Below are 24451 nucleotides of genomic sequence, written 5' to 3' on the forward strand. Positions count from 1 at the left end.
CTAACTAAAAATACCTATTTTGTATGACGATCGAACGACTTCCCCAAAAGCACTATCCCAAGGCTGAGATTGGGCGACGAGGTATGGCATTGGGGCTTGATTTCCTTGGTGTCTGGTTAGTCAGTTCCCTACTGGGAAGCGGCGATATCGGTATTCAATTTGTTGAAATTCTAGTTTTTATAATACTTTGGCTAGTTTTGCGGGTGCTGGTGGTATATAACAATCAAGGGCAAAGTTTAGGGCGTTGGGCGTTCGATTTAAAGGTGTTGTCAGTCGAAGATGGGCAAGTAATGGGTAGAATTCCAGATTTGCTCTCACTGGTGAAGCGAGAGGCGATCGTCGGCTTGGGTGCCCTTTTCGTCTCAATTGCCCTAAGCAATATTAGAGCCAATCCCACTGCTATACTGCTAGTACTTCCCTTAGCAATTGATTGTGGGACTGCCTTCTCTGATGCCCAGATGCGACAGGCTTTACACGATCGCTATTGTGGAACTTTCATCGTTTCGTCACGTCGTGGCTACTCGCTCGATATAAAAATCAAAAGATTAGTTGATAATATAGGGCGGAATGTGAGAAGATAGTGATTTGTGTTAATTCTCTTCAGGCTTCACTGTTTGTAAGATTATGGCTAAGAGTAAAGGTGCCCGGATAATTGTGACACTAGAGTGTACCGAGTGTCGGACAAATTCAAACAAGCGTTCTGCTGGTGTTTCACGTTATACCAGTACTAAGAATCGCCGCAACACCACTAACCGGCTAGAACTGAAAAAGTTCTGCACCCACTGCAATAAACATACCGTTCACAAGGAAATTAAGTAAAGATGAGTTATTTCCGTCGTCGCCTTTCTCCGATCAAGCCCGGAGAACCAATCGATTATAAAGATGTTGATTTATTGCGTAAGTTTGTCACCGAGCGGGGTAAAATACTACCACGTCGTATTACTGGGCTGACATCTCAGCAACAGCGAGAGTTGACATTAGCAATTAAACGTTCGCGGATTGTGGCTTTGTTGCCATTCATCAACGCGGAAGGCTAAATAAAAGTGATGAGTTATGAGAGACGCGATTAATCGCGTCTGTATAGGAGAGACGCGATTAATCGCGTGCTGTACAGGAGTTAAGAATCAAAACTCCTAACCGGAGGCGGAGCGTCTCCGGCTCGGCTCCTAACTTAAAACTATTTAAACTGTTCACCAAATTAAAGTGCGAGAGTTGTGGAGAAGGGGACGCTAGTTGAATTTAGGGTTCAAGGCGATCGCCGTCTAGGCATCGTAGAACGTCCAGACGGTAAAACCCGCTGGTTTGTGGTAGACGAACGTGGTCAATCCCACAGCCTCGCGCCCAGACAAATAACTTATATAGTTAATGGACAGACTTACAAGCCGTCTGAGATTGCCAGCTTTTTGGAGCAAGTCAAGCCTTATTTAGATCCATCTAGCTTAGAAGTAGCTTGGGAATTACTGGTTGAAGATGGGGAAACAGTCACGCCAGACCAAATGGCGAATCTGCTATTTTCGGAATCAGCCGCGCCTCATTGTTACGCCGCCTATTGCTTGTTGTCAGACGACAAACTCTATTTCAAGCAAAAAGGAGATGCTTACGAGCCGCGAACTGCTGCTCAAGTGGCAGAACGCAAGCACCAACTGGAAGTAGAGGCACTAAAAGCTAAGGGACAGCAGGAATTTTTAACTCGCGTAGAGCAGGCGCTCAAAGGTGAAGTCATAGAGTGGGGGCGCCACGATCGCCAGCGCTTAGAAGGACTAGAAAAATACGCAGCGCTGCTTGCGGATACGGTGCGGACGGGGGTCAATTATGACTCCTTGGCTCGCGCTTATCCGCCAAGCGCTCCAGTATTAGAAACTATGACCATGCTGGGACGGCCCACAACACCCCAAGGGGCCTTTCAACTGTTGGTAGATTTGGGTTGCTGGAGTCCTTACGAAAACTTGTTTCTGCGTCGTTCTTCAATTCCAATTCAATTTCCTCATAAGGTATTAGAAGTGGCGCAACAGCGTTTGGATTTCCCGCCAATTGACTCAGATACAAACCGCCTGGATCTGACTCACCTGAAGGTGTACACCATTGATGATGAAACTACCACAGAGATCGACGATGGTCTAAGTTGGGAAGTACTCCCTGATGGACGGGAACGCCTGTGGGTGCATATCGCCGATCCCACTAGATGGTTAGTGCCGGAAGATGAATTAGATTTGGAAGCCAGAAAGCGGGGTAGTACAGTCTATTTACCTACGGGGATGATTCCCATGTTCCCAGAGGTATTAGCAACTGGGCCAATGAGTCTGATACAGGGACGGGTTTGTTGCGCTCTCAGTTTCGGGATTATTTTAGGTACAACTGGGGTAGTAGAAGATTACAGCATTTATACCAGCTTGATTAAGCCAACTTATCGCCTCACTTACGAAGATGTAGATGAAATGCTGCAATTACGGGTACAAGCAGAACCAGAAATTGCCGCGATCGCCACTTGGGCAAAGAAGCGCAAAGCTTGGCGTTACGATCAAGGGGCAATTAGCATCACTATGCCCGAAGCGATGATCAAAGTCAAAGGTGATGAGATCAACATTGAGATTTTGGACGACTCCCCATCGCGGCAAGTGGTAGCAGAAATGATGATTCTTGCCGGTGAAGTTGCGGCTCGTTATGGTAAAGCTAATAACATACCTTTGCCCTTTCGCGGTCAGCCGCAACCAGAATTACCTCCAGATGAAGAATTGCTCCTACTTCCGGCTGGATTCGTTCGCGCTTGCGCCATGCGTCGTTGTATGCCCAAGAGTGAAATGAGTATTACGCCTTTGCGTCATGCTGGTTTAGGTTTGGATACTTATACCCAAGCAACCTCTCCCATCCGCCGCTACAGTGACTTGCTTACTCACTTCCAGTTAAAAGCCCATTTGCGGGGTGAAGTTTTACCATTTTCCGCAGACCAACTTAAAGAAGTGATGATAACTGTCACGAGCATCACCCAAGAGGTGACGATGGTGGAACGGCAAACTAATAGATATTATGCTCTAGAGTATTTACGCCGTCATCCAGAGGAAACTTGGGATGTGACAGTGTTGATGTGGCTGCGGGAAGACAGCAACTTAGCACTAATTTTGTTAGAAGATTTGGGCTTGCAGTTACCAATGGTTTTCAAACGTTCTGTGAATTTGGGTGAACAGATATTGGTGAAAGTTAGCCACGCCGATCCCCAAAAAGATATGATCCAGTTTCAAGAAATAATTTATCAAGAAGCCCAAACAGCTGCGAATTAACCTTGCTCCAACCCCTTTTAGTTAGCATATAAAATAAATGGAATGAGGTAATAGTTATGAATATATCTTTGACCCCAGAACTAGAGCAGTTGGTTAAGGATAAGGTTAATACTGGTCGATACCACTCAGTTAGTGAGGTAATGGGTGAAGCATTAGAGATTGCTAGATCAACGCGATGCCTGCGGCGGGCTACGCCAACGCGTTCGAGAGCGGCGTCTAGCAGAATTGAAAGCTAAAATCCAAGAAGGAATAGAAGCCTCAGAGCGTGGTGAAGTAGTCGATGGCGAAGAGGTGTTTGCAGAAATTGAAGAAGATATCCGACGCGCTGAAGCTCAAATGCAAGAAGCAGAGGCCGCTAAATAATGAGTCGCTACGTTTTAACAATTCCAGCCAAGCAAGACCTCAAAGAGATTAATCGCTAGCACCTAAGTAAAAATACTTAACTAAAAATATTGTAATCAGACAACTTGAGTAAATTTGCCAATGTCTAAATTGGTAAGTTTGAGAGAAGTTCTTGTATAGTACAGTAGATTTCAAACAAATGCTAAAAAATTTATCTCTTGCCCTGTCTATAACTACCTTGACACTCATCACAGGATGTTCTAGTGAGGAAATTAAAGCTAATACCTCATCTCCAACACCAGAGATAGCAGTCGCAACTCCTACACAAACAACTGAGGCTGCATCTCCAACACCGGAGACAGTAGTCGCAACTCCTACACAAACAACTGAGGCTGCATCTCCAACGCCAGAGACAGCCGCCACGCCTTCGTCAGTATCTAAAGACCTTGAACGTTTACAGCGAAATAAAGCTTGTCCAGGGTGTGATTTAAGTGGAGCGAACTTAGCCGATGCAAAGCTTGAGGGTATAGATTTAAGTCGCGTCAATTTGAGTAATGCTAACCTAGACCGAGCAAATCTCAGTCGTGCAAGACTAAAAGGCGCTAACTTGAGTAATGCCAGCTTGAATGGTACTGTTTTGAACGGGGCAGATTTGAGTGATGCCAACCTGAATAGTCTTATTCTCAACAAAGCCGAGCTAAATAATATCTATCTAATAGGTGCGAATTTAAAAGATACAAAATTCGGTGGGGCTAAACTTTCCGGTGACTTTTCTAAAGCTGATCTAAGTGGGGCTGACTTAAGTGATACTGACCTAAGTGACGTATCTGCTAATCCTAGTACTCTAAGTGGTGCTAATCTAAGTGGTGCTAATCTAAGTGGTGCTAATCTAATAAATGTAAATTTCACTGGCGCTAACTTAAACAAGGCTAATTTGAAAAGTGCCAAGTTATATCCCAATGCTCTAGCACAAGCACAATTGAAAGAAACAATAATGCCTGATGGTACAATTCAAAAATAGAATTGTTTTAGATCCCAAAGTCAGCGCCACTGGAAAAAGTTAAATTATTAGTGGCTTTGGTTTTTCCCCATCTCGTCACTCCGTGCTTTTGACATCACAGCCGGGGATATAGTCATTTTTATCATTGTTACAAGCCTCGCGATCGCTCCAAAAACTTGCCGCAAAATCGCGTTTTAAACCTTTATATCGTTTCGCCTCCTCAGATAGTCGCAAAATAGCTATGCGTTCACAAAATTCGCTATTAATTTAGTTTTGCTCTAAGCTGACGGCTGGTGGAGCGGCTGTAGTTTAAACCCAAAGTACAGTTATGATCTGTGAACTTTAGGATTAGTTTATCTCCTGTTTGGGGTCGTGCCGTTGTGGCTGTACCTGATAGATTGATTTTTCTGGAGAGGCTACTGCTGCTTTCGGAATTTCAATTACCGGATTATTTAGTCCCACCATCAGAGGGGAAGGTGGAAGCATAGATACTGAGGACGTTTGTATCGGTTCTATTTGTGGTCGTTGTGCCAGTTGCGGCATCCTCGAACCACCAGATACTAAGCCAGATATTGTACCGATTGCACAAGCAGCAACGGCTGCACCTCCCATCATCCAGTTGAAACGCGAACGGCGGCGCAAACGTGTCAATACTTGTTGAGCTGTTGCTTCTGGTGACTGTTGGGCTGTTGGCACTGGGATAGTCCGCAAGCCTTGGCGCAAGTTTAACAGTCGGGCATACAAGCATTGAACAGAGGCATCATTTGCCAACCATTCTTCTACTTGCCTGCGTTCGGGGGCTGTGACTTCACCATCGAGGTAAGCACTCAATAACTCGAAGCGATCGCGCTTCACCATATCCATAAGACCCGTTGATTCATTGGTATGCTTGGCCATTCCATCTGGCAAATCTTGAGGAAGTTGCAAAGGTGAACGGTCGAAAAACTGAGAATCAGTAGTCATCTTAACATTATTACCAATTCATACACGGGTAAATGGGGCGCAAAATTCGGAAAAATTGTCAATTTTCCTCCTAACGGGAGAAGCGATCTACATCTTTGGCGGTAATACTTAACCAATACTTAAATTCTGCCGTTGGGCAGAGGCAAGATACTGTAAATTAGGAGTCTAGATAAGTCTGTAAGTGAGCTTGCAGCCTCGATCTAGCTCTGGCTATTCTTGACTTCACAGTTCCTAAAGAAACGCCAGTGATTTCGGCAATTTCTTCGTATGCCAAGCCTTCGATTTCTCTGAGGACAATGGTAGTACGAAAAACTTCTGGTAAATCCGCGATCGCTTCCCGCAGTTGCTCGTAAAATTCTCTAGTTGTCAGTTCTTCCTCTGGACCTGGGGTATCGCCGGCGATTTCCCAATCCATCTCGCCGTCTTCTAAGGAACGGGGGGCATCGAGTGACAAAGGACTCATAACCCGCTTGCGTTTCCGCAACTCGTCGTAAAACAAGTTGGTGGCTATGCGGCTTAACCAGCCCCGAAATTTAGCAGGATCTTGTAATCGGTTAATATTCCGATACACTCGAATCCAAACTTCTTGAGCCAAATCGGCTCTGTCAGCCCAATCTGGAGCCAGGTGGTATAGAACTCTATCAACTTGACTTTGATAGCGGCGTAATAGTTCTGCAAATGCAACACGATCTGGTCGCAGTCCCGCTTGACAGCGCAAAATTAAATCGTGGTTAGGGAGTTTGTCAACTTGCACTGATGCTTCTGGATACTTTGCATCAATCGTTGACCAGGATACAGTAATCGACTGACTCATAGATCGTACTGGCTCTAAATCATCCCTATCTATTAGACCTGCTAATGGGACAGAAGTTCCATGCTAAGGTGACGGATTTATGACTGGAACACTGAGGCATACAATTTTGGATACATTTATAGCAATAAGGAGAGCCACTTTTTGCTTATACTGCTGGCATAGTTGGCCTTGCACCCATCAACTAACAAAGGCGCAGTTATTATATGCACATTTTGGTACTTTTAGCAACCGGGTATATACGCTTGATCAAAATAATTAAATCTGGTTATAAGGATGAAGATAAAAATTTTGTAATTCTAGCTTCTTGATACCTTTAAAAATCAGGTAATAATTTCTGGAAGTTGGGTTGCTGTGGTTACTATAATGGTGATTTATTTTTTTAATTTTGTCACTAGAATAGTTGCTGATTGTTCTACTTGTGATCCGTGGGTAGCACCTGAGTTATTTTGCTGTGGTACGCGAACTTGAAAAAAGAAATGGAGGGAAAATGTAATTGTGACTGCTATCAATAGTTTTTCAAACACGGTTTTTCTCCCACCGACACCATTAATCATTGATTGCTACATTTCAATGGTTCCACCAGAAAGTCCAAGTATTGGCTTACAACCCCCAGAACTCTGGAGGAATGAGGTTGCTGACTTGGAGTTTTGCTGCTGGGACAATTCGTACAGTCTTAGTTTGCCCAGAGGTGTTGGCAGATTTATATCGGAAATGATAAGTATTGATAAATTTTTGATCATCGGATGATGAACGCATCCAATTGCTCGACTGGATATGTCAGGGATAAACAATAGGCGATAGTAATGGTAAGAAACGAATCTGTAGGGCGTATGGTAATGTTGCTCTGTTTTGGCACAGCATTTTTATCTTTAGCTGTCCATTGGCGCATTACTACGGCGGAACGGCAGTCTGAGCAGTCTGCATCTACTTTGATGCGGCGAAATTCTACCCTAACCAATCCCAAGGGAAGCCACCCAGAGAAAGTCTACAAGAATCTTTCCCAAGTGAGTTTAGGGGAAATTGCGTTGGGTGCATCTGTGCCCCCTGGTGAAGTTACCCAAGGCTCAACTACAACTGCCCAGAGGTCGTTTACACCAAAGTCCTCTGCTATTAAGCCTCAAATTAAGTCGAAAATAATTAAGAATAATGTCGCTAAAGCAACTACTCGGAGAGCTTATACACTCAAGTCTTCTACTATTAAGTCTCAAACTCAGCCCAAAATCATTAAGAATAATGTAGTTAAAGCAACCGACCTACCAACTAAGACGCGGCTGGTAGCGCAAGTAGAAAGTCAAAATCCAGTTGCGGATAGTTGGCCAAAAGGTCTATGGTCTCAGGCTGCAGCCCAACAAGTACCATCTAATAGGCTGGAAGATACCAAGACTAAGACGCAAGTAGTGGTTGTTTTAAGCGATCGCCGCACCTATGTATACGCAGGAGATGAGGTGATCGCCAGCTACCCAATTGCTGTCGGTAAGAAAGGTTGGGAAACGCCCACAGGTTCTTTCCAGGTAATCCATATGCGACACTATCCAATCTGGCGTCACCCGATTACGGGCAAAGTGTTTCAAGCTGGTACGGATAGTCCCTTGGGAGACAGATGGATTGGTTTTTGGTCAGATGGACGGAATGAAATTGGCTTTCATGGCACACCGGATATTGACCTGGTAGGAACGGCTGTATCCCACGGCTGCTTAAGAATGCGTAATTCTGATGTCCGATTGTTGTATGAGCAAGTGAGTTTAGGGACAACAGTAGTAGTGCGTAATTAATTATGAGTCATTAGTCATTGGTCATTGGTCATTTGCAAAGGACAAATGACTCTTAAAGTTATAATTTTTGCTCGAAGTTAGGTGCGTATGCCTGGAGTAAAGCACTAACTTGGCGTACAACTTCATTGCCAGTGTTTTTGCCTAAGGCTTGCCGTTCTGGGAAGAAATTAGGTTGATCGAGGTAACGGTTAATCGCCTCACTTACTTGCTGAGAAATTAATTCTTGCAGTTGTGCCTTAGCCGTTTGGCGCTGGAAGCTAGCACCTTCTTCTGTAGTAGCATACAAAGGTGGTAGCCGATTCAGAGCGTAAGCAGCAATATCCCCGACATCTAGAGAACTTTCGCTGGTAGCTTCAATTTCTGCAACTCGGGCGATCGCTTCCGTCAGTACCAATTCTTCCATGACGTTAATGAATTGTTTGCGAGGTACCGCCACTACCTCACCAGTCAATAGCGCACCCATCAGCCGATCCAGCGCCATATACTCTTCAATTGAGAGTTCCGAGGCATTGTCACAGATTCTACCGACTTCTGCTTCCATTGCTGGTGTCAAATAACCATCCTGGAGAGCTTGTTCTACAATTTTTTCGATACTCATAACGCTTATCATCATTTATGTTAGCCAAGCGAGGTAGGGACGGTATCAATCCAATTTATTTTGCCTAATTATCCGCAAACAAAAATTATACACAGACGGGATCAATTCCGCCTCTACTAATTAACGACCTTAGTTCGCCAAGGTGTTGGATCAACAGATTGTCCGTTGACATACAGACCCCAGTGCAAATGTGGCCCCGTGGCAGCACCTGTTGAACCCACTGCGCCAATTAGTTGACCAGCTTTCACAAAATCACCTTCTTTAACGTTAATACGACTCAGGTGCATGAAAATGCTGGTTACTCCTTGACCGTGGTCAATGCCAACTACGTTACCGTGTATCCGAAATCCTTGGGATACCCTACCTACCAAAGCAACTCGCCCAGAGGCTGGGGCAATTACCGGTGAACCGGCAGCACCTGCGTAGTCAAGACCACGATGATAGTAGTCTTTTGCAAATGTACCATTATAGTAGCGACGTACACCATAGTTTGTACTCATCCGCCCGGCATTTGGCTTCAGAAATACTCCATTCCAATACTTTTGTGGTGTTTGTAGCGCCTTAAAAGCTGCCACCCGCTTAAGTTCATACTCTGTGGCATCCACTCCGGCTTTGCCAGGTGGCAAAGTAATGCGTTGTACGGGGAACTTGCGATTAAGCACATTAACTGCCAAGTTTTGCACCTGACCATCTCCCGCAACCCTAAGTGTTCTAGTTCCAGATTTTTCTAGTGGAGTTGTGGGAACAAAAGCCCGATAGTGATGAGGCGCCATTTCAAATGCTGGGTAAGTATTTTTACCAGTAGTTACTGTTGGATTTGTATTGTTCTCCGAATTATCTAAATTAATCTCTACTGATAGTGTATCCCCTAATTTAGGATTAGTTGGAGTCACCTTTACTTGCAAAGCATCTACAGGCAATGCCAAAGTGAGAGGGAGAACAGCAAATATTCCCTTTAACACATTTATTGCATGGCGATTGGCTGTCAAACTTTTGACATCAAAACCGAGTAACTTTTTGTTTGAACGACTAGTGCTATTTTTAATAATCATGGAGCTACAAAAAATCCCTTGTTTGTGTTGGAAAATAGACTAGCTTATTACCACCAGTGTTTCCTGTTTGAAGCCGATGTTGTTGAAAATGATAAATGTTGGGAAATACTTCAGGTATTTATGGATTGCAACGCAAAATGATTTATCTGTAATTTTAATGAATTGGTCTTAACTCTAATAACCAAAGTGTATGACATTGGCAATGAGCATAAAATTTAACTATATTGATGGCAAAAAGGCTCTCGTGGCTTGCCATAAGTGTCACTTGTTAGGCGAGAAAGGAAATTCGTTGTGGTTACAGCAATTACATAATAATACTTGAAGGAAATCTTGGAATCAAATGGACACTTGTTCAACTGGACACTAATACTACACTGTTAGATTAAAGTTGATGTATGTAAATCACCTGAAAAGGAGTGTGTGGAGTATGTCACGCTGATAGGTTTACTTTTGACTTGAGTTTGCCATCTTCCATGTGAACGATGCGATCGGCAATGTCTAGGATGCGGTTGTCATGAGTAACCATCAAGATGGTACAGCTTTGTTCTTTTGCCAGTTTTTGGATGAGATTGACTACATCTCGTCCTGATTGACTGTCAAGGGCGGCAGTGGGTTCATCTGCGAGGATTATTTGAGGATGACTGACTAAAGCACGAGCGATCGCTACTCGTTGTTTTTGTCCCCCAGACAGTTTATCAGGATAGTAATGCAAATGATTTCCTAATCCTACCTGCTCTAACATCTGGGCTGACCTAGCTCGTATCTTTTTTAACCCAAGATGTTTGTGCAATTCCAAAGCCATTTTGACGTTTTGGAGTGCCGTTAAACTACCATGCAAGTTATGTGCTTGGAAAATATAACCGTTATGGCGTCGCGCCTGCACTAGTTGTTCAGCACTAGCACCACAAAGTTCTCCTCCCAACACCCGCAAACTACCAGATTGGGCAGAACGCAACCCACCCACTAAGGTCAGCAAGGTAGTCTTTCCAGAACCAGAGGGTCCGGTCATGATAATAATTTCACCGGCGTTAATCTCCAAGTTGATATTAGATAAAACTTGCTTGCGGAGTGAGGCGTGACCAAAGTGGTGGTCGAGATTCTGGATGGAGATGACGGGAAGCATAGGAATTTTGGATTTTGGATTTTGGATTTTGGATTGGGGATTGTTAATTATTCCAATGACAAATGACAAATTTAGAACATATCAGCAGGGTCGGTGGCTTGGAGTTTGCGGGTGGCGATCGCACCGGAAATTGCACACATAATGATAGTTAGTATTAATACCTGCAATGCTCGAATCGCAGTCATGTACATGGGCAAATTTGTAGCACTGCGAGTCAGTTGGTAAAGTGCTAAGGATACTCCCAATCCGGGGAAGAAGCCCAGTGCTGCTAATATCAACGATTCTTCAAGCACCACACCTAGTAGGTAGTAATTGCGATATCCCATTGCCTTGAAGGTGGCGTATTCCCGAACGTGGGCATTAACATCTGTGGAAAGGACTTGATAGACGATTATCACGCCCACCACAAAGCCCATTGATACACCCAGGCTGAAAATAAACCCAATTGGGGAGTTTGTTCTCCAAAAGTTGTTCTCAAATTCAATAAATTCGGCGTGGGTTAATACTCTGACATCATCTCTTAGGTAGGCTTTGAGCATTGCTGCCACTTTTTTTGGGTCATAGCCAGGTTTAAGAAGAATCAAACCTAGACTGACACTGCTGGACTGTCGCCCAGAAAATAGCCGCAAAAAGTTTTCATCGCTGGTAATTAGATTGCCATCAGAGCCAAAGGAAGCACCAACTTGGAATAAGCCACTAATGGTAATTGTGCGTCGTTCTATTTCGGTGGTTAGGGTTTTACCTTGGTCAATTTGAGCGATCGCTTTTTGATAATCTCCTCTAGCACCACGATCAAACAAGACAGCACCCGGCAGCTTAATTGCTTGCAATTGCTGGTTAACATCCGGTAAGTCAAAGGCTGGCTTGTCTGGGTTGAACCCAATAACTAACACCCCCGTCTCACGGTGTGTTTGGGGATTTTTCCAGATTGTATTGTTGAAATACATTGGTTCGGCGGACTTCACCCCTGGTATATCCATTGCTTGGTAAAGTCGCCGACGAGAAAATGTAGACAAGCTTGGCAAGTTACGGGCTTGGGGACTGGTTAAAACAATGTCTGCTTGCAAACTGCGATGCAGTCTAGTGTTACTGTCATACAGCGCAGTCTGAAAGCCTAGCTGCATGAACATGAGGAGATCCGCAAAAGCAATACCTGACAATGCCACCAAGAGACGGCTTTTTTCATGATTCAGTTGCAGCCATCCTAGAGGGGTTCGCCGTAGCAGTTGTTTGATTAATTGCATAATTAGGTACTGGGAGTTGGGGATTCATCCACCTCAAAGACTCATTCATCCACCTCAGAGACTCATTCATCTACCTCAGAGACTCAAGTTTCCCAATGCCCAATGCCCCTCATGAGTGCTGAGTGCTGAGTGGGGAGTAGGGAGTAGGGAGTAGGGAGTGGGGAGTGGGGAGAAGAACCAATGCCCAATGCCCAATGCCCTTTTCATAATTCAATTACTGCTTTAACTTGCATATTGGTTAAGGTGGCAGCTTTTCGGCTAGAGGCTTCATCTAGTCGGATATGGACTTCCACAACTCTGTTGTCGATATTGCTGACGGGATCTGTGTTGATGACATTTTGCCGTCGTACTTGCAAGGCTTTGCGATCTACGATTCCCTGCAATTCAATCGGGAGGTAATCACCAAATACTCGCACTTGCTGCCCTGAATGCACTTTGCCAATATCGCTTTCATAGACTTCGGCTATGACATACATCTGGCTGGTTTGTCCAATATCTGCAATGCCATCATTTGATACCAATTCCCCTGGATGGGTGTGGATCTCAAATACCTGTCCATTTTGAGGCGATCGCACCTGGGCCTGTTTTAAATTGACTTTTGCCAGATTCATGCCTGCTACGGCGCGATTGACTTCTGCTTGGGCAACTTCTACATCCACTGCGCGCACTTCAGCAATTTCATCGAGTTTTCCTGTAGCTTCTTTGATCTGTTGCTGGCTAGTTGATTGGGTACGATTTAATAGTGCCTGTGCTTCTTGTAGGCTTTTTTGGGCGGTTTCCAAATTTAAACGCTTGCTATCCCGTTGAGAGGCGGAAATTGCGCCCTGTTGAGATAGTTGCTGATAGCGTTCGTCTTCTGCTTGGGCGTTACGCACTTGTGCTTGGAATCGCTCAATTGTCGCTGCTTGAGTATTAATATCACCTTGGCGTTCTGCTTCTAGGCGGGCGATCGCGGCTTTTTGGGCGGCAATTTCACCGTGTTTAGCACCTGCTTGGGTACGGTTTCGGTTTGCTTGGGCTACTTTCACTTGTTCCTGCGCCTCTTTTAATGCTGCTTGCAAGCGATCGCGGCTGTTCAAAATCGCAATCACCTGTCCTGCTTTTACCCGATCTCCCTCCTTCACTAACAACTTTTCTACCTGACTTCCTTCCGCAGACACCGCAGCAGAGAGTTTAATTACCTTTCCCTGTGGTTCAATCCGCCCTAAAGCTGTTACTGTTTTTAACTGGGGTAATTGTGTTGCTGGCACTTGTGCCTCTGGATTTGCATAATTTTGCCAGCGTTTTACTATATAAAAACTTATTCCGCCAACCAATAAAGATGCAATTATACCTATAGCAAAGGATGGACGCAGAATAGACTTAGGGAACGTTCTGTACCCCAGCTTTGAGTTTCGCACCATAGATTACCTCTTAACTAGTGGCGCACAAAAAACTAAATAGATTAAGCTTTTCTTCTTACTTCTTTGCTAATTTTGACTTCCTTTGCTAGTTATTGTTTATTTATCGATTTCAAGTTCATAAACAAATGGAAAATTTTGATATTTTACTAACCTACTGCGATTTAGCCGCATAGGATCACAACAAATCACTCTCCAGTATATAAGAGACTTATGTTACTGATGAACTACTTTTGTCTTTTGGAAAGTACTCAGGTATAGTAAACGTTTTTAAAATTACGGGTTGTAACAGCGCCAACAATCAGAGGTAAATTCAGTCATAAGAAAATATTTTTTGTGATGAAAAGCAAATAAATTCAAATCACTAAAGAATCTATAGTAATCGTAATTTTTTTTGAAAAAATCTAAGTAGTCTTGTAGGGTGTGTTAGACGAGAGTACGGCACCAAAAGCCTGAAGTTGTGGGTTACGCTCTCCAGAAAGGCTATCATTAACGTTAGTACCATTGATATTTGCCATAACTTTCTACCTACCTCAATAGATTATTTTCCTTTTTACTCGCAGCGATCGCCTGATGCCGGAATTTGTGCGATCACGGCAATTTCTACTTTTTTAGGGGAACTCAAGAGGCGAATTGAAAAATTACATAAATGTTCAACTCGCCTCAGTTAAGTACTTGAAAATTTCAATCAATCTGTTCTGTCTCTGCACTTAACGAAGTCCGCACTGCTCTTTGTGTCGCTCAATTAGCTCACCCTTTTGGGTGAGTCATATATCAACCGATCAGATGACCTGACTGAAGGAAGCTGAGATTAATAATAAAGAGGATTCTATTACTAAAGGGCACCGACTGCATTTTACCCAAGAATAACCTTATGAAACTTGTTACCTTAATAAAATCTGCACTTATTTTTGCTTCTATTACTCTTGTACCTGGAATCGCTGGCGCTCAAATAGCTACTACCAATAGCAGTGAAATAGCTATTAACTCTAACAATTTATCCAGAAACTCTACTTCTATGAGTTACCTCCAGCCTTTCAATCTAGTTTCTTTTGCTTATCAGGGAGGTCTGAAGCAGCACGGAATTCCTAGTGGAGAAACGCTAGTATTTGAAACTCAGAACAAAAATATTATGGCAAAAGATTTAGTAAAGGCTGCTGTTAATGCAGATAAATTACCATCACAAGTTTTAAACGACCAAAATTATCTAAGTACTGTTAATTTACAACTGAATGCCTTGCCCGATTATGCTGCTGCTGATTGATTTAGTTTTTATTATATCTTTTGAGAAAGCTAAATTTCTCGACATCCTATATTCGTGCGCTTGTTACTCATATAAATAAAAGGCTTTTATACACAGCGATCGCTGTGTATAAAATAAAGTTTGCCTCTACTTCCAATTTTACGCAGATTTGCTTTCCAGTTTCGGTTTTTAGGAAAAGTTTAGATCAAGAGGACGAATACTTATTGAATACTGCAACTGAGTCCTTGCGATCAAAGGAAAACACAGAAAACGGGTCTTTTCGATTCTCCATCTCCATCCCAGGAGTGCCTACAGGCATTTGGGGAACAGATAAACCAACAATATTTGGCTTTTCTTGAAGCAGACGTTTGATGTCGTCTGCTGGAACGTGTCCTTCGATGACATATCCATTAACAATTGCTGTGTGGCAAGATGCTAAGTTATCTGGCACGTTGTACTTTTGTTTGACTCTTTCGATGTCAGGTGTAGAAAAGTCTGTAACTTTAAAACCCTGTGCCTTTAAGTGGTCAATCCACCCGCCACAACAATTACAATCAGGACTGTGATATACAGTGGCATTTAGCGCTGTTGATTTTAATGATGTCCGTTGATCGTGGATACGCCTAGTAGTACTTACCAGTTGAGCATTAGCTGCAACATAACTAGGAAAAACAGCTTGAGCATTACTCATCGGAGCAGTGCTTCCCAAGATGCTCAACACTCCTGCTGTGAGACAAATCATTACCACTGCACGTAATAAGAGCGGAAGTAACCATTTTTGCCAGCAATAAAGAAATTGTTTGTACGACATCTGAAACTTCCTAAGTCCGATAAAGCAAAAGTTATTCCTTATTAGTCATCATAACTGCAAGCGTAGATGCGTAGCGGCTTCTCTCAAAATCCTAGCGGCTGAATCTTCGCTTATGTGTCCATCACTGAGTTTTTAAGTCTAACCCAGACTAAAATAGCGCAGGCAATATGATTTTTTGAATTGTGAAAACGTAACAGTGCTAGTATGTCGAATATGCGGCTTTTTGTAGCTTATGAATTGTCCTTCTGAAAAAGCACAGATATACTACATGAGCCTCTGTTTTCATCCTCTTTTTTTGGCAAAGGTACTCAACTATTAACCCATTTGCACCAGTAGTAGGACAACAGCAAGCCATAGAATTACTCACTCAGGCTGTCAGACAAAACCGGGTTGCTCCAGCCTATCTATTTGTGGGGCCAGATGGTGTAGGAAGGAGTTTAGCAGCCAGGTGTTTTGTGGAATTGCTATTTTCTAGTGGGATGGGAATCACTGCGTCTTTACAAAACCGTTTGCGTCAGGGGAACCACCCAGCTTTGTTGTGGGTGCAACCAACGTACCAATACCAGGGACAACGATTAACAACAGCCGAAGCGACCGAAAAAGGACTTAAGCGTAAAGCACCACCTGTAATTCGGCTAGAGCAAATTCGGGAAATTACCGAGTTTCTAAGTCGGCCACCCCTGGAAGCACCGAGGAATGTGGTAGTGCTGGAAGAAGCCCAAACGATGGCAGAAGCCGCAGCGAATGCTTTACTTAAAACCTTGGAAGAACCGGGACAGGCGACGTTAATTTTAATTGCACCTACACCTGAGTCTGTGTTGCCAACTTTGGTGTCACGCTGTCAACGCATTCCTTTTTATCATTTAGATGCAGAGTCTTTGGCTGTTGTACTCACACAAACTGGTCATCAGGAAATTTTGCCAAATCAGGCAGTATTGACTATAGCAGCTGGCAGTGCGGGAAGTGCGATCGCATCTTACGAGCAATTACAAGCTATTCCCCCTGAGTTACTCGAAGACTTGAAAAAAGCCCCTGCTTCCTATCGCAAAGCCTTGGAGTTAGCCAAGAAAATTGATAAAGATTTAGATACAGAAGCACAATTGTGGTTAGTTGATTATCTTCAGCAATTCTACTGGCAGCAGTGGCATCAACCCAGCATCATCAACCAGCTAGAACAAGCTCGTAAATACTTACTTGCTTACGCTCAACCCCGGCTAGTTTGGGAATGTCTGCTTTTATCTTTGACATTCCCCAGCCATAAAGGATTCTAGTATCACTGCTTAAAACTGGTATCGTAGATGTGCTAAAGATTCAAGCCGTTGAGACATTAAACCCCATATTCTGCACTTCATCGTGTAATACACGAGGATTTCCAACATCTGGCTAATGGTGGTTAAATAGCAATCACAAATCCCCAATAATTGTCAGTATTAATACTTAATGATTGAGCGTTATTAGGAAAAATTCTTGAATATCGATGTATTACATTTTGAAGTGTGGAATGTCGGTTCAATGCGATCGCCTACTCTCAGCTTTAATGCATCCTCAAAATAAGAATACTTATCAAAATGACATGACTCAACACGATTCAGCCACTGTAAACCATAGCGTTGCCGAATAAATTGTACTGTTCCAGAGTCATTTTCCAGCAGCCAGTCGTTGAGTAATTGCACTTTCCAAGTGCGGTTGCGTTGTTCTTCATCCTTAACAAACTCTAAAAATGCTTCTAACTCCTCTGGGGTAAGTTCGTCTAAGGGATTAGCAATATTTGATATCCCAGAGGAAGAATTTCCCTGAATTTGCTCAATCACTTGCAGTAATATCTGTTTCTGGGTGTCAGTGAGAGGACAGCTTGCTACATCACAATCATTAAAAGCTGCGAGCATAGCTGCTTCAATCTCATCTGGAGTCATAAGTTAATAGCAATTGAGGGTTTATTTCCCTAATTATTACAAATGTTAAATTAAAGTCTCCAATCTCCTGTGGCTAAATGGACATAATTAAACGTAAGATGCTTAATATTCAGGGAAGTCAGGAGTCAGGAGAAAAACTTTATTCTGTCTCCTGAGTTCTTGGTATCGGTTTGATATTTTCTAGTGTTGATTTACTTATCACCTAGTTGGGAAAATTGCCATGACTCAAACTCAGCATCCTACAAAACTCCTGACTTTTGAGGAATTTCTGGCTTATGACGATCGCACTGATACCCGCTATGAATTAGTGGATGGGGGGCTAGTAGAGATACCAACTGAAAGCCAGGAAAAGTGTGATATTGCCAAATTTCTGCTGTTCGAGTTGGCAAAGTATTTTCCGATCACCTTGCTGGCTTACAAGGACATTGAAGTTGAAGTTAGTGGGCGGCGATCAACCTGTCGGCTACCGGATCTGGTGGTGCATACAGAAGAGTCGAAAGCGGCTTTGATTGGCAGTCCTCGCAATCTGATTACCCGCGATATGCCCCCGCCGGCGCTGGTGGTTGAAGTTGTCAGTCCCGGAACTGAGAACCGCAGCCGCGATTACCGTTACAAACGCACAGAATACGCAGCTAGAGGCATTACCGAATACTGGATTGTTGATCCAGAGTTAAAACAAATCACCGTTTGCAAGTGGCTGGAGGGACAGTATGAGGATACGGTGTTGCAGGGTACGGCGATTATTGCATCAGATGTAGTACCCGATTGGGAATTGATCGTGGAGCAGGTGTTTGCAGTTGCGAATCAATCAGGGAAGTAGAGAATAGCGAGTAAGGGTATGTTGTAAGCTGAGGTTATAAGTTAAATAATTATTGAATTAAGTCACGGGGTCTTTTATGCGGTTGCGCTCACTCACGGTCGTTTTGATTTCCTGTCTGATCACCTTTCTATCGTGGGCGATCGCTCCCACAGCTGTAGCCCTGACACAGATTAAACTATTTGATGTTTCTTATAAAGATTGTCCACCAGAATTAGCACAAGGGGCTGTTATCAGTAGTGGTAGCGCAGCTGCCAATTGTTTTATTGTCATTGGCAAAGCCGAAAATGGCACTAATAAAACAGTCTACGACGCAGATATTTTTGGACGCATCTATGATGCTAATAATGACTCAGTGATGCAAAACCGTACTCGCTTAGGTTCTATTGTCGAGGTGCCACCAGGCATTAGCGATTTTGAATTGAGAATTTCTGTACCTGCGAATCAGCCGTTACCTTTGAAGCTCAAGCAATTTAAAGCAGCCGGATTTAGCGGTCAAGTCCGGCGTTAATAGATACTGTTAACTAATTCGCCGTAAGTCCCCCACTGAATTTGATACTCCAAATCAGTGGCGGGATATAAGGCAGACGGTGACGATGGAGAGGATGTAAGACCAATTCGAGGACGCAAATCCAAGATGCGGCAATCTTCCGTGAAGTTGGAAGCCCACACTGTACAAGGCACGTCCAAGTCAGTGTGGGTAGTTCACAGAGTCTGGACTTAACTAGCCCAGAATAAAAATGTTTTATTTGAAGTGTAGCAAATAGCAAATTCTGCTTTATGCGTAGGCTTGAAGACCACCTATCAAACTACCTAGTAGTTGAAGGAGTATAATAGCTAACATTGGAGAAAAATCCATACCGCCCAATGGGGGAATAATTCGGCGGAACAGATTCAGGTATGGGTCGGTTATCTGGCTCAAAGTGGTAAATGGTTGGTTGTACCAGTTGATATTGGGGAACCAGGTCAATAAAACCCGAATAATTAGCAAAACAGTATAAATCTGGATGAAACTAGCCAGAGTGTTAATCAGAAGGTACATGGATTTGTTAGTTTCCTACTTAAGTGTCAAACGCAGTCTTATCTTTTAATTTTAATTTAGTCCATGTCATCGTGTCTGCTGATTCCACCTTTACCACACTTGACATTTTCACCACGCCTGAACAAATCTCAGGAATCTTTAGTGAGGGAGCGCTCATGGGTTGTTTCGGGTGAACCGCCATTGACATTTCGCAGTTGGTTCCGCACTTCATCAATCGTGGTATTTAGCTGGGCAATTTTATCTTCTAGCGATCGTCGGGCCGTTTCTATACCAATACTCTGATTTTCTGAGGCTTTCATCTGACGTCGCTTTGCTGCTATTTTCTTAGCTTCGGCTTGGCTATCTGTGAGCTCTGTCCCCTCGTCTGCTAGCAATTCTGGCTCGCGTCGAGAAGCAATTAGTGCCCCGATAACACCGCCAAATACGCCACCAACAAACGCCCCGGCTAAAAAACCACTACCAAAACCATCTCGCTGACTCATATCTTTACCGCCTTCAACAACCTTGCAACTTTTACAGTAGTTATGCTATTTTCCTGCCCTAGCTGCATACTAGCTTAAGTCCCAAAGATGCGATCGCCAGCATCTCCCAATCCCGGTACAATATACCCCTGGCTGTTCAGTTTTTCGTCAATAGTTGCCGTGTAAATTATTAAACCTGGATAAGTTGCACTCAGTTTTTGCAAAGCTGGTGCAGCCGCCACTACACAAACAATCCGCATTAGGGCTGGATCAGCACCCCGTTGTGTCAATTCTGCCATTGCCGCCATCATCGACCCTCCAGTTGCCAACATTGGATCGGTAATTAACACTCGTGTTTGGGGGTCAAATTTTTCTGGTAACTTGTTTAGATAACAATGAGGTTGCAGCGTCTGTTCATCTCGTGCCAAGCCCAGATGGTAAATCGATGCTAAAGGTAATAAAGTCTGCGCTCCCTCAAGTAATCCTAGTCCAGCCCGCAGAATCGGTACTACTGCCATAGGTATTTGCGGATCAATCACAGTTGCCAGACAGGTATCCAAGGGACTCTGCACCGATATTTCTTGGGTTGGCAACCAGTCTCGCACAGCTTCATAAGTCAGCCATCTTCCCAACTCGGTCATGGCACTGCGAAATAATACTGAAGGTGTGCCTGCATCACGGGCAACTGCCAGCCAGTGTTTAATCAGAGGATGGGGTGGAACATAAACGCGCAATTGTAGCGTCATAGCCAGAAATAGGAGCCTTTTTATTGTATGAGAACTGAAACACCATAATACTCTTTCCTGCATCCGGCTGACAGCTAAAATTAACCTGAGTTCGATAGATTTGGTCTGATCTGCTGTCACAAGCTATATTTTGGTGCAAGTTTGAGCTTCGGGCAATTTCTGATCAAACAGATGTTGATCTGAATCTGCTGGGGCAAAATAGAAAACATGACGATTGAATCCAATTCTTCAAATCTACCAACCCCAGAACCAGTCCCCCAAAACGATTCGCAACCGGATGACTTTGACGGGAGTGCAACTGAGAAGAACCTCAGTTCAGAAGTACTAGCGACACAACAAGCCCTAGCTGCGATCGCGTCTTTAAAATCTCCGCAATATACATTAGCTTTACAACAAGCTCGTTCTGAGGTCAAGCAACCCACTACCAAGCAATTCACAGTTAAGCCGAGGGCATTGCTGATTACTCTAATAGCGATCGCCATCACCTTCACTGGAGTTATCCTGAATAACTCACTCATCGGCATTATCGGAACGCTGATGAGTTTGCTGTTATCCCTAGCAATATTATTGCCTTGGTTGCAAAAAGTTTTAGACGAGTGGTTTTCACCCCAAGAACGCACACTACTTGTTGCCTTTTTGGGACTAATAGTAGCCATCATCGGCTTGATCAGGTTCACAGGTGTAGGCGATCGCTTACTGCTTTGGGGACAGCAGATTGACTGGGACATTGCTGGAACCCTAGCAGACTGGTTTGGCGCTTTGGGGCAAATTTTCATCGCTGTCATCGCCGTTTACGTAGCGTGGCGACAATATGTTATTTCCAAAGACTTAACAATTCAGCAAAACCTGCTAACAGTTCAGCAAAATATTATTACTCAGCAACAGACGATTGATTCCTATTTTCAAGGCGTTTCAGACTTAGTATTAGATGAAGAAGGATTATTAGAAGATTGGCCTCAAGAAAGAGCGATTGCAGAAGGACGCACTGCGGCAATTTTAAGTAGTGTTGATGGCAGTGGTAAAGCGAAAATTCTCCGCTTTCTCTCACGTTCTAAGTTGCTGTCACCCCTAAAACGCGATCAACGATTAGGTCGTCCCATTCTCGACGGAAGTGGCGGATATGCAGAAGACCGCTTGGAAGGTGTGCGTGTCATTGATTTAGGCGTAACGCTAGCCGCAGCAGACCTTTCTGGTACTGACTTGCGTTGGACTGACCTCAGCGAAGCTAATCTTGTCCGCGCTAACCTGGCCGGTTGTGATTTAGTAAAAGCTAACCTCTCCCGCACAATTTTATATAATGCGAATCTCAGTGGTGCTGACATCAACGGGATTCGCCTATTCTACGGTGTAGTGGACAAAGCATCACCCCGCAGTCGCACTGTACCACCAGATTATGAAAGCGGTGAACACACTGGCGCTGTGGTAGAAAATGCCGATTTCACCAATGTGCAACGGATGTCTGAGTCTGCACGTTGCTACTGTTGTACTTGGGGTGGCGAAAAAACTAGAGGTACTATTCCTGGTGGTTGTGAAGGTATTCCTAATAAGTTGGGACGATAATTATAGGACTTACGCACTGTACAAATTAATCATGGTAGCATTTACCGGCTACTAACTTTTGTGCCGATGTAACCTCTACTTGATGAGTCTCCACAGTAAGCGGTAAACCAAGTTCTGCACGAACTTCAAGGCAAGCTGCGATCGCATCCTTGATATTTTCGAGGGCTTCTTCTCTTGTCTGACCTTGACTAACACAACCAGGTATACTGGGGCACTCGACAATCCAAACCCCATCTTCATCACGATCAAGTGTTACATTGAACTTCATACACTGTTGTCGGCAAGAGAGTTGTAGTTATTTATTATTGTAACCTGCGATGATTTAACCCAAAAAAGCAGCCGAGCGATCGCGTTACGTATCAACTTAACTTTGTACTTCACACATCTCAAATTGCCATCGGTATTTCGGCTTAACGAGTCTTTGGTTAGGAAAAACGCTGAGGGAATTGAAATTATCAAAAACTCTATGAAGATATGCCTTTCCTATTTGGATTAGTAAACCATTTTTTTATTTCACCACAAAAATTTCATACATCATCACCTGAGGGTTTGAGATAATATTGCGATTCTGGATCTTCTCCCATTTTCTCAAAGATGTTAATCAACCAACTTGGCCCGTGTCCAGGCGCAGCAAGTTGAAGAAACCAAGACTCCAACTCTCCCTTCCGCACAACAAATAGACCATACTCTGCAAGTTTGTCAAATAAGTTATTTGCTGCTTCTCTGTCACTGCCAGAGAGAATATCTACACCACCATCCCGTTTCATATTCTTTTCTGTGGCATCAAATTTTTGCTTGACAGCATTTCGTAAACTAGCAAGTGACTGATACTCAAGTTCCGGGATAAAGCCGCTTTTAAGAAAGTTCGTCCAATCTTGACCACCATCTTTCAGGATATCAACGTCAACAATGCCAACTGCTGGTATACCCAGTTCTCTCAAAGGCTTGATAATTATTTGGACAGTTTGCTTGTTTTGAGCATTGAGAAACAAACAGTTAGGAATTCCCAACTCTGGCTTATAACGTAGCAGTCGCTCATTAATCTCCTGATAAAATGCGCGATCCGCATCAGATTCTGTCACGATAACAAATTCATAGAATAGCGCCCCAAGCACACCGATTGAGCGCAACAAAGGATTTCGCATCAATCGAAGAATATCTGTGTTAGATAAAACTCTTGCACTAGCTACCTCACTCCGATAAGTTAGTCTCACAATATTGACTGGTGCGCCTGATTGTATACAACCCATTACAAAATTTGGACTATGTGTTGATACAAACAATCTTTTTTGAGAGCCTAAGCTAGAAATAGCAATTTCTTTTCCTAGTTTGAAAGCTAAGGGTGGATATAAAAAAGCTTCAGGTTCATCAATTAGAATAATGGCAGGATCACCAGCTATAATCTCTGTAATAATTCCAGTGAATGCTTTTACACCGTCGCTGGCTTGCTCAACAGAGAATGCTTTTGAGTGAAATTGTACAGCTTCATTGTGAATCCCACGTTCTTCCATATCTGTCTTAGGAGGAAGAGATGACAAGCGTAGTCTAAGTTGTCCGAGAAAAGTAGGATCTATAACGAAGTATGTCCCAAAAGCGTCATAAATAATTCGTCTAACTTCATCTCTTTTGGCATCGTCACGAAACAATACTTGAAAGCTTGTTTGAGGAGGTTGCTGAAGATCACCAGCGCTTTGTTGCCCAATCAAACTAATACGGCTTTTACCGTCTAGTAGAAGAGTGTTAAAGGAGAGATACCACGGGCAAAACAAGTTTACCTGACCATTAGGATTTTGTAAGACATTCAAAAGATTCTGTCTAGGAACTTGATGCCTCATTCCTTTTTTTCCAACAATTATATGATCAGGTAAGAGCGCTTCACTTATATGTGGTTGAAGAGTTGACTTTTTAATCTTTTCTTCAGCCGCTTCAATTGAGAATGTATCAAATTCAATCTTTTCTAGAATTACATCTGTTATGTTCAGTTGACCGCTTATGCAGTAATAGTGAATTTCAGAGAGAACTTTGCTTTTCCCAGAGTTGTTTGGGCCTACAAATACAGTTATGGGCGTTGTGACTACTTCCTCTGAGGGTAATCCTGAGCCTCTTCCAAATTTCAGTTTGATGGTTTTTATCATTTGTCAAAAACTACGGATCGCTTGGGTTGCTTTTGTTATATGGTTATATAGGACTCCTATTTGATTTTTGAACAAGACTAAGAGACAATACGGGTACTAAAACAGGTGTAAGAAGGGACAATGATAAGTCAGCATCTGCA

The 24451-nt window shown here is 43.4% G+C and carries 26 protein-coding genes and 1 pseudogene; 13 read left to right on the forward strand and 14 right to left on the reverse strand.

Features of this window, described 5'->3' with window-relative positions; translation table 11 throughout:
* The first annotated feature begins 23 nt into the window (after nucleotides 1-23).
* From V7K36_RS27895 to V7K36_RS27920, 6 genes are all read left to right on the forward strand, one after another.
* Nucleotides 24-581: an RDD family protein gene (locus V7K36_RS27895; protein ID WP_335120920.1), complete on the forward strand. Its 558-nt coding sequence runs from the start codon at nucleotides 24-26 to the stop codon at nucleotides 579-581.
* A gap of 43 nt (nucleotides 582-624) precedes the next feature.
* Nucleotides 625-819: a 50S ribosomal protein L33 gene (gene rpmG, locus V7K36_RS27900; RefSeq protein WP_196524501.1), complete on the forward strand. Its 195-nt coding sequence runs from the start codon at nucleotides 625-627 to the stop codon at nucleotides 817-819.
* A 2-nt stretch (nucleotides 820-821) separates the two neighbouring features.
* On the forward strand, nucleotides 822-1037 hold the full coding sequence (gene rpsR, locus V7K36_RS27905) for a 30S ribosomal protein S18 (RefSeq protein WP_012411240.1): 216 nt from the start codon (nucleotides 822-824) through the stop codon (nucleotides 1035-1037).
* 177 nt (nucleotides 1038-1214) lie between these two features.
* Nucleotides 1215-3275, forward strand: coding sequence for a ribonuclease catalytic domain-containing protein (locus V7K36_RS27910; protein ID WP_335120921.1), 2061 nt, complete (start codon nucleotides 1215-1217; stop codon nucleotides 3273-3275).
* Between the two features lie 159 nt (nucleotides 3276-3434).
* Nucleotides 3435-3638 carry a hypothetical protein gene (locus tag V7K36_RS27915; RefSeq protein ID WP_335120922.1) on the forward strand — a complete coding sequence of 68 codons (204 nt, stop codon included), beginning with the start codon at nucleotides 3435-3437 and terminating at the stop codon, nucleotides 3636-3638.
* A gap of 178 nt (nucleotides 3639-3816) precedes the next feature.
* Nucleotides 3817-4638: a pentapeptide repeat-containing protein gene (locus V7K36_RS27920; protein ID WP_335120924.1), complete on the forward strand. Its 822-nt coding sequence runs from the start codon at nucleotides 3817-3819 to the stop codon at nucleotides 4636-4638.
* Nucleotides 4639-4965: 327 nt separating this feature from the next.
* On the opposite strand, the gene V7K36_RS27925 is transcribed toward V7K36_RS27920, so the two are convergent.
* Nucleotides 4966-5580: an anti-sigma factor family protein gene (locus V7K36_RS27925; protein ID WP_335120925.1), complete on the reverse strand. Its 615-nt coding sequence runs from the start codon at nucleotides 5578-5580 to the stop codon at nucleotides 4966-4968.
* Between the two features lie 157 nt (nucleotides 5581-5737).
* The gene (locus V7K36_RS27930; protein ID WP_335120926.1) at nucleotides 5738-6394 is read right to left on the reverse strand and encodes a sigma-70 family RNA polymerase sigma factor; all 657 of its coding nucleotides are present in this window, start codon (nucleotides 6392-6394) and stop codon (nucleotides 5738-5740) included.
* Between the two features lie 553 nt (nucleotides 6395-6947).
* Between V7K36_RS27930 and V7K36_RS27935 the strand changes: the two genes are divergently transcribed.
* Together V7K36_RS27935 and V7K36_RS27940 are read left to right on the forward strand one after the other, a co-directional pair.
* On the forward strand, nucleotides 6948-7109 hold the full coding sequence (locus tag V7K36_RS27935) for a hypothetical protein (protein ID WP_334831948.1): 162 nt from the start codon (nucleotides 6948-6950) through the stop codon (nucleotides 7107-7109).
* A gap of 88 nt (nucleotides 7110-7197) precedes the next feature.
* The gene (locus tag V7K36_RS27940; protein ID WP_335120927.1) at nucleotides 7198-8166 is read left to right on the forward strand and encodes a L,D-transpeptidase; all 969 of its coding nucleotides are present in this window, start codon (nucleotides 7198-7200) and stop codon (nucleotides 8164-8166) included.
* 58 nt (nucleotides 8167-8224) lie between these two features.
* Here V7K36_RS27940 and V7K36_RS27945 read toward each other — a convergent pair whose 3' ends face one another.
* The 5 genes from V7K36_RS27945 to V7K36_RS27965 all read right to left on the reverse strand — a co-directional run bounded on the left by V7K36_RS27945 (nucleotide 8225) and on the right by V7K36_RS27965 (nucleotide 13583).
* Entirely contained in the window at nucleotides 8225-8764 is a 540-nt protein-coding gene (locus V7K36_RS27945) for a late competence development ComFB family protein (protein ID WP_335098268.1), read from the reverse strand.
* Between the two features lie 116 nt (nucleotides 8765-8880).
* On the reverse strand, nucleotides 8881-9816 hold the full coding sequence (locus V7K36_RS27950; RefSeq protein ID WP_335120928.1) for a M23 family metallopeptidase: 936 nt from the start codon (nucleotides 9814-9816) through the stop codon (nucleotides 8881-8883).
* A gap of 430 nt (nucleotides 9817-10246) precedes the next feature.
* Complete coding sequence (locus V7K36_RS27955) at nucleotides 10247-10939, reverse strand: DevA family ABC transporter ATP-binding protein (protein WP_335120929.1); 693 nt, start codon at nucleotides 10937-10939, stop codon at nucleotides 10247-10249.
* A 71-nt stretch (nucleotides 10940-11010) separates the two neighbouring features.
* Nucleotides 11011-12183 carry an ABC transporter permease DevC gene (gene devC, locus V7K36_RS27960; RefSeq protein ID WP_335120930.1) on the reverse strand — a complete coding sequence of 391 codons (1173 nt, stop codon included), beginning with the start codon at nucleotides 12181-12183 and terminating at the stop codon, nucleotides 11011-11013.
* Nucleotides 12184-12386: 203 nt separating this feature from the next.
* A complete protein-coding gene (locus V7K36_RS27965) occupies nucleotides 12387-13583 on the reverse strand; it encodes an ABC exporter membrane fusion protein (RefSeq protein WP_442948523.1) in 1197 nt (398 codons plus the stop codon).
* An 874-nt stretch (nucleotides 13584-14457) separates the two neighbouring features.
* Between V7K36_RS27965 and V7K36_RS27970 the strand changes: the two genes are divergently transcribed.
* The gene (locus V7K36_RS27970; protein ID WP_335120932.1) at nucleotides 14458-14847 is read left to right on the forward strand and encodes a hypothetical protein; all 390 of its coding nucleotides are present in this window, start codon (nucleotides 14458-14460) and stop codon (nucleotides 14845-14847) included.
* Nucleotides 14848-15031: 184 nt separating this feature from the next.
* Here V7K36_RS27970 and V7K36_RS27975 read toward each other — a convergent pair whose 3' ends face one another.
* Complete coding sequence (locus V7K36_RS27975) at nucleotides 15032-15637, reverse strand: DUF411 domain-containing protein (RefSeq protein WP_335120933.1); 606 nt, start codon at nucleotides 15635-15637, stop codon at nucleotides 15032-15034.
* Nucleotides 15638-15921: 284 nt separating this feature from the next.
* Here V7K36_RS27975 and V7K36_RS27980 point away from each other — a divergent pair, with 284 nt between their 5' ends.
* Nucleotides 15922-16908: a DNA polymerase III subunit delta' gene (locus tag V7K36_RS27980; RefSeq protein ID WP_442948524.1), complete on the forward strand. Its 987-nt coding sequence runs from the start codon at nucleotides 15922-15924 to the stop codon at nucleotides 16906-16908.
* 237 nt (nucleotides 16909-17145) lie between these two features.
* Here the strand turns inward: V7K36_RS27980 and V7K36_RS27985 are convergent.
* Nucleotides 17146-17550, reverse strand: a pseudogene (locus tag V7K36_RS27985) (hypothetical protein); the annotation flags it as partial.
* A gap of 220 nt (nucleotides 17551-17770) precedes the next feature.
* Here V7K36_RS27985 and V7K36_RS27990 point away from each other — a divergent pair.
* Nucleotides 17771-18370 carry a Uma2 family endonuclease gene (locus tag V7K36_RS27990; protein WP_335120934.1) on the forward strand — a complete coding sequence of 200 codons (600 nt, stop codon included), beginning with the start codon at nucleotides 17771-17773 and terminating at the stop codon, nucleotides 18368-18370.
* A 76-nt stretch (nucleotides 18371-18446) separates the two neighbouring features.
* Nucleotides 18447-18878 (forward strand): biotin carboxylase, encoded by a 432-nt coding sequence (locus V7K36_RS27995; protein ID WP_335093921.1) that lies wholly within the window; start codon nucleotides 18447-18449, stop codon nucleotides 18876-18878.
* A gap of 267 nt (nucleotides 18879-19145) precedes the next feature.
* Here V7K36_RS27995 and V7K36_RS28000 read toward each other — a convergent pair whose 3' ends face one another.
* The 3 genes from V7K36_RS28000 to upp form a co-directional block, all read right to left on the reverse strand.
* On the reverse strand, nucleotides 19146-19409 hold the full coding sequence (locus V7K36_RS28000; RefSeq protein WP_334944376.1) for a YggT family protein: 264 nt from the start codon (nucleotides 19407-19409) through the stop codon (nucleotides 19146-19148).
* A 128-nt stretch (nucleotides 19410-19537) separates the two neighbouring features.
* Complete coding sequence (locus V7K36_RS28005; RefSeq protein WP_335120935.1) at nucleotides 19538-19891, reverse strand: hypothetical protein; 354 nt, start codon at nucleotides 19889-19891, stop codon at nucleotides 19538-19540.
* A gap of 74 nt (nucleotides 19892-19965) precedes the next feature.
* Nucleotides 19966-20616 (reverse strand): uracil phosphoribosyltransferase, encoded by a 651-nt coding sequence (gene upp, locus V7K36_RS28010; protein ID WP_334826116.1) that lies wholly within the window; start codon nucleotides 20614-20616, stop codon nucleotides 19966-19968.
* Nucleotides 20617-20823: 207 nt separating this feature from the next.
* Between upp and V7K36_RS28015 the strand changes: the two genes are divergently transcribed.
* Nucleotides 20824-22176 (forward strand): pentapeptide repeat-containing protein, encoded by a 1353-nt coding sequence (locus V7K36_RS28015; RefSeq protein WP_335120936.1) that lies wholly within the window; start codon nucleotides 20824-20826, stop codon nucleotides 22174-22176.
* Between the two features lie 25 nt (nucleotides 22177-22201).
* On the opposite strand, the gene V7K36_RS28020 is transcribed toward V7K36_RS28015, so the two are convergent.
* Together V7K36_RS28020 and V7K36_RS28025 are read right to left on the reverse strand one after the other, a co-directional pair.
* The gene (locus tag V7K36_RS28020) at nucleotides 22202-22444 is read right to left on the reverse strand and encodes a type II toxin-antitoxin system HicB family antitoxin (RefSeq protein ID WP_335120937.1); all 243 of its coding nucleotides are present in this window, start codon (nucleotides 22442-22444) and stop codon (nucleotides 22202-22204) included.
* Nucleotides 22445-22703: 259 nt separating this feature from the next.
* The gene (locus V7K36_RS28025) at nucleotides 22704-24311 is read right to left on the reverse strand and encodes an ATP-dependent nuclease (RefSeq protein ID WP_335120938.1); all 1608 of its coding nucleotides are present in this window, start codon (nucleotides 24309-24311) and stop codon (nucleotides 22704-22706) included.
* Nucleotides 24312-24451: the final 140 nt, after the last annotated feature.

It is taken from the genome of Nostoc sp., assembly GCF_036919555.1.
Taxonomy (GTDB): Bacteria; Cyanobacteriota; Cyanobacteriia; order Cyanobacteriales; family Nostocaceae; genus Nostoc.

Bases quoted from the DNA above. Each gene is read 5' to 3' on its own strand.
- V7K36_RS27895 (WP_335120920.1), top strand. From the start codon at position 24: ATGACGATCGAACGACTTCCCCAAAAGCACTATCCCAAGGCTGAGATT.
- V7K36_RS28020 (WP_335120937.1), bottom strand. From the start codon at position 22,444: ATGAAGTTCAATGTAACACTTGATCGTGATGAAGATGGGGTTTGGATT.
- V7K36_RS27940 (WP_335120927.1), top strand. From the start codon at position 7,198: ATGGTAAGAAACGAATCTGTAGGGCGTATGGTAATGTTGCTCTGTTTT.
- V7K36_RS27950 (WP_335120928.1), bottom strand. From the start codon at position 9,816: ATGATTATTAAAAATAGCACTAGTCGTTCAAACAAAAAGTTACTCGGT.
- rpsR (WP_012411240.1), top strand. From the start codon at position 822: ATGAGTTATTTCCGTCGTCGCCTTTCTCCGATCAAGCCCGGAGAACCA.
- V7K36_RS27945 (WP_335098268.1), bottom strand. From the start codon at position 8,764: ATGAGTATCGAAAAAATTGTAGAACAAGCTCTCCAGGATGGTTATTTG.
- devC (WP_335120930.1), bottom strand. From the start codon at position 12,183: ATGCAATTAATCAAACAACTGCTACGGCGAACCCCTCTAGGATGGCTG.
- V7K36_RS28015 (WP_335120936.1), top strand. From the start codon at position 20,824: ATGACGATTGAATCCAATTCTTCAAATCTACCAACCCCAGAACCAGTC.
- V7K36_RS27930 (WP_335120926.1), bottom strand. From the start codon at position 6,394: ATGAGTCAGTCGATTACTGTATCCTGGTCAACGATTGATGCAAAGTAT.
- V7K36_RS27995 (WP_335093921.1), top strand. From the start codon at position 18,447: ATGCGGTTGCGCTCACTCACGGTCGTTTTGATTTCCTGTCTGATCACC.
- V7K36_RS28005 (WP_335120935.1), bottom strand. From the start codon at position 19,891: ATGAGTCAGCGAGATGGTTTTGGTAGTGGTTTTTTAGCCGGGGCGTTT.
- V7K36_RS27955 (WP_335120929.1), bottom strand. From the start codon at position 10,939: ATGCTTCCCGTCATCTCCATCCAGAATCTCGACCACCACTTTGGTCAC.
- V7K36_RS28025 (WP_335120938.1), bottom strand. From the start codon at position 24,311: ATGATAAAAACCATCAAACTGAAATTTGGAAGAGGCTCAGGATTACCC.
- V7K36_RS27920 (WP_335120924.1), top strand. From the start codon at position 3,817: ATGCTAAAAAATTTATCTCTTGCCCTGTCTATAACTACCTTGACACTC.
- V7K36_RS27925 (WP_335120925.1), bottom strand. From the start codon at position 5,580: ATGACTACTGATTCTCAGTTTTTCGACCGTTCACCTTTGCAACTTCCT.
- V7K36_RS27970 (WP_335120932.1), top strand. From the start codon at position 14,458: ATGAAACTTGTTACCTTAATAAAATCTGCACTTATTTTTGCTTCTATT.
- upp (WP_334826116.1), bottom strand. From the start codon at position 20,616: ATGACGCTACAATTGCGCGTTTATGTTCCACCCCATCCTCTGATTAAA.
- V7K36_RS27990 (WP_335120934.1), top strand. From the start codon at position 17,771: ATGACTCAAACTCAGCATCCTACAAAACTCCTGACTTTTGAGGAATTT.
- V7K36_RS28000 (WP_334944376.1), bottom strand. From the start codon at position 19,409: ATGTACCTTCTGATTAACACTCTGGCTAGTTTCATCCAGATTTATACT.
- V7K36_RS27975 (WP_335120933.1), bottom strand. From the start codon at position 15,637: ATGTCGTACAAACAATTTCTTTATTGCTGGCAAAAATGGTTACTTCCG.
- rpmG (WP_196524501.1), top strand. From the start codon at position 625: ATGGCTAAGAGTAAAGGTGCCCGGATAATTGTGACACTAGAGTGTACC.